The following is a 4,147-nucleotide window of genomic DNA, read 5'->3' as shown; positions in this document are numbered from 1 at the left end:
CCCCGCGCTCCTCGGTGGCGGTGGCGGTGGCGGGGCCGGGCTGGATGCGGCACCCGCTGAGGTCCACGTGCGACCGGCCGATCGTGATCTTTTTCGGATGGGGGACGATCCAGTCCAGGGCATGCATTGTGGGAACGATACCGGATACAATCTCGCCCCGTGAGCGAGGATGTGACCGAAGTTTTGCCCGGGGTGTTCCGAATTTTGGACACCTGCCACGTCTATGTCATCGCGGCTCCCGCCCAGCCGGGAGCGGAACGCACCGGGATCGCCATCGACTTCGGCTCCGGCCGTGTGCTGGACCTGCTGGAGGAGCTCGGCCTCGACCGGCTCACCGATGTTCTCATGACACACCACCACCGTGACCAGGCACAAGGCCTGGCCAAGGCGGTGGAGGCGGGCGTGGCCGTGCACGTGCCGCCGGTCGAGCGCGACCTGTTCGAGAAGGTCGGCGAGATGTGGCAGGGGCGGCGCATCAGCAACGACTACGACCTGCGCGACGACCGGTTCTCGTTGCTGGAGCCGGTGCGGGTGGACGGCGTGGTGCCCGAATACCGCACGGCCCGCTACGGCGGTGTGGACGTCCGCGTCCTGCCCACGCCCGGTCACACTCCCGGCTCCGTCAGCTACCTGGTGGAGGCCGGCGGCACGAAGGCGGCCTTCACCGGCGACCTGATCTACGCGCCGGGAAAGGTGTGGTCGCTGGCCGCCACCCAGTGGTCCTACACCGAGAACGAAGGCCCCGCGATGGTCGTCCTGAGCTCCGAGCTGCTCCAGCGGGAGGAGCTCGGCGTGCTGCTGCCCTCGCACGGCGAGCCGATGACCGATCCCGCGGACGCGCTCGCACGGCTGTCCACGGCCATGCAGCGCTACGTCGACTTCCGCCGCCCGCACCCCTGGAACGTGCGCGGGCTGCTGGCCGAGCCGTTCATCGAGGTCACCCCCCACCTGCTGATGAACAGGAGCAGCCAGTCCTACAGCTATGTCCTGCTGTCGGAGTCGGGCGCGGCCATGGTGTTCGACTTCGGCTACGACATGTGCACCGGCCTGGTGCACAGCACCGCGCGCGAGGCCCGCCGGCCGTGGCTGGCGTCGCTGCCCGCGCTGCGCGAGCTCCACGGCGTCACCGATGTCGAGGTGGCGCTGCCCACCCACTACCACGACGATCACGTGGCGGGCATGCCCCTGCTGCGCGACGTCGAGGGCACCGAGATCTGGGCGCCGTCCCACATCGCCCCGATCCTGGCCACGCCGCTCCACCACGACCTGCCCTGCCAGTGGTTCGACCCGATCCCCGCCGACCGGGTGCTGGGGCTGGGGGAGACGGTGCGGTGGCACGAGTACGAGATCACGGTGCACGACCTGCCGGGGCACACGCTGTTCGCGGCGGCGTACGAGTTCGAGGTGGACGGGCACCGGGTCCTGGTCACCGGCGACCAGCAGGACGGGAGCGGCATCCCGGGGGAGCGCCAGGAGATCCTGAACTTCCAGTACAAGAACAGGTTCAGGATCGAGGACTACCGCAAGAGCGCCGCGCTCTACCGGCGGCTCCGCCCCGACCTCATGGTCAGCGGCCACTGGCGGCCCCGCTGGGTGGACGACGCCTACCTGCGCATGCTCACCGAGCGCGGCGAGGAGCTCGTCGCCCTCCACCACGACCTGCTCCCGCTCGACCGGCTCGATGTGGGGGCCGACACGGTGTTGTGCCGCCTGACCCCTTACTATTCGAGCGTCCCCGCCGGGGGCGAGATCACGCTGACGGCCACGGTGCGCAACCCCTGGCCGGACAAGGCGACGGTCACCGTGGAGCCGGTGGTTCCGCCGGGCTGGCGCCGCGAAGCCGGGCCTTCGACGCTAAGGCTGGACGGAGGGGGTATGGATCAGGTGCGTCTCCGTCTGCGCGCGGGCGCCGCGCCGCGGCGCCGCGTACGCCTCGCCGTCGACGTGACCATCGGCGATCTGCGCCTCGGGCAGCACGCGGAAGCGCTGGCCGACGTGGTCGAGGAAGGGAATCGATGACCGTAGAGCGGCGTCCGTCCCCCAGCCGTTCGCGGCGTCCCACGATCAAGGACGTCGCGGAGGCCGCCGGCGTCTCGCGCTCCACCGTCTCCCGGGCGCTGACCGGCCGCGGCTACGCGGCCAGCGACGTGCGCGAGCGGGTGCTCCGGGCGGCGGCCGAGCTCGGCTACGTGCCCGACGTGATGGCCCGCACGCTCAAACAGCAGGTGAGCAGATCCGTCGGCGTCCTGGTGAGCGACCTGCGCAACCCGTTCTACGCGGAGCTGGCCGCGGGGGCCAGCAGGGAGGCCCGCGAGCGCGGCTACACGATGGTCCTGGCGGACACGAGCCTGTCGGCCGAGGCGGAGAGCGAGGCCGCGGAGGCGCTCGTGGCGCTCCGGGTGGCCGGCGTGGTCGTGACGCCCAACTCCTCGGCCGTCTCCACCTACCTGAGCGCCCACGGCATCCCGGTCGTCGAGGTCGACCGGCAGTTCGCGGCGGGCTCGACCGACGGCGTCGTGGTCGGCAACCGCGTCGGCGCCCGCACGGCCACCTCCCACCTGGTCGAGCTGGGTCACCGCCGGATCGCGCTGTTCATCGACGAGACCGACTGGACCACCGGTTACGAGCGCTACCAGGGCTATCTCGAAGCGCTCGCGGCCGGCGGCATCAAGGTCGAGCCCGAGCTGGTCGTCTCGTCGGGCTGGGACGTCGCCGACTCCAGGCGCAGGGCGCTCGACATGCTGCGCGGGCCCGATCGGCCCACGGCCGTCTTCGCGGCCAACAACGTGCTCGCCGAGGGCGTCTGGCGGGCGATCGGCGAGCTGGGGCTGCGGGCGCCCGGCGACATCAGCCTCGTGGCCTTCGACGACGCGCCCTGGATGAGCATGGTCTCGCCCACGGTCAGCGCGGTCTCGCAGAACACGTACGGTCTCGGCGCGACCGCCGTACGCCGGTTGTCGGAGCGGATCGAGATGCCCGAGGCCGACTCGGTCACCACGGTGCTCAACGTGCGGCTGATCAGCCGCGAGTCCACCGCACCGCCCCCCGAGATCTGACATTTCGGCATATGCCGCGTTGACCCGTGGGGAAAGGTCGCCCTAGGATCCCGTGTGGGAACGATGTCACAGTCCTGGTGCGGCGCCCGTTCCCGTCGGAGGCCCAATGGAGCACGATCTTCCCCCTGTTCTGTCGCTGGACGTCGGCGGCACCAAACTCGCCGCGGGCGTCGTCACCGGCGACGGCCGGATCCATGGCTGGCAACTCACCCCCACCCTGAGGGACGAGGGGCCGCGGCGGGTGTTGTCCAGGCTGTTCGACCTGGGCAGGAAGGCCATCGCCGAGGCGGGCGTGCCCCACGTGGCGGCCGTCGGCATCTCCTGCGGCGGACCGCTCGACGCGGCGGCCGGCGTGCTGGAGTGCCCGCCGCACCTGCCCGGGTGGATCGACATCCCGATCGGCGCGATGGCGACGGAGGCGTTCGGCGTCCCGTCCGCGCTTGAGAACGATGCCACGGCCGCCGCCCTGGGCGAATTCCGTCATGGCGCGGGCCGCGGCACGTCCACGATGCTCTACCTCACCGTGTCCACCGGCGTCGGCGGCGGCTCCGTCATCGGCGGGCGCCTGCACCGGGGCGCGGCCGGCAACGGCGGCGAGCTGGGCCACGTGATGGTCAGGCCCGGCGGGCGCACGTGCTCGTGCGGCCGGCTGGGCTGCCTGGAGGCGTACGCGTCCGGCACCTCCATCGCCGAGCGCGCCCGCGAGGCCATCGCCGCCGGGCGAGCCTCGTCCCTGTCCGCCATCGAGTTCCCGACGGCTGAGGACGTCTCCCTCGCGGCGGCCGCCGGTGACGCGCTCGCGAACGAGATCTGGGACGAGACCACAGGGGCGCTCGGCACCGCGATCACCGACCTGGTGAACGCCTTCGAGCCGGAACTCGTCGTCCTCGGCGGCGGCGTCACCCGTTCCGGCGCCCGGCTCCTCGGCCCCGTCGCCGCCGCCGTCGCCAGGGACGCCATGCCTCCCGCGGCCCGCGCCGCCCGCATCGAGCTCGCACAGCTCGGCGCGGGGGTGTGCGTGGTGGGCGCCGGAGCCGTCGCACACGACCTCGTCACAGGAAAGACCGATGCCTGACCTACCCCCGCTGACC

Annotated in this window: 3 protein-coding genes; all 3 read left to right on the top strand. The window is 72.0% G+C overall.

What is annotated here, in order from left to right; genetic code table 11:
- Positions 1-159: 159 nt before the first annotated feature.
- The 3 genes from E1294_RS51165 (at position 160) to E1294_RS51155 (ending at position 4,131) form a co-directional block, all read left to right on the top strand.
- On the top strand, positions 160-2,019 hold the full coding sequence (locus E1294_RS51165) for an MBL fold metallo-hydrolase (protein ID WP_220448436.1): 1,860 nt from the start codon (positions 160-162) through the stop codon (positions 2,017-2,019).
- Positions 2,016-3,056 carry a LacI family DNA-binding transcriptional regulator gene (locus E1294_RS51160; RefSeq protein ID WP_132520361.1) on the top strand — a complete coding sequence of 347 codons (1,041 nt, stop codon included), beginning with the start codon at positions 2,016-2,018 and terminating at the stop codon, positions 3,054-3,056. The genes E1294_RS51165 and E1294_RS51160 overlap by 4 nt, the downstream gene beginning before the upstream one ends.
- A 106-nt stretch (positions 3,057-3,162) precedes the next feature.
- Positions 3,163-4,131: an ROK family protein gene (locus E1294_RS51155; protein ID WP_132520358.1), complete on the top strand. Its 969-nt coding sequence runs from the start codon at positions 3,163-3,165 to the stop codon at positions 4,129-4,131.
- Positions 4,132-4,147: the final 16 nt, after the last annotated feature.

This window comes from Nonomuraea diastatica, assembly GCF_004349015.1.
Lineage (GTDB): Bacteria > Actinomycetota > Actinomycetes > Streptosporangiales > Streptosporangiaceae > Nonomuraea > Nonomuraea diastatica.
Note: the sequence above shows the minus strand (reverse complement) of the source record. Positions and strands in the feature narration are given on the sequence as shown.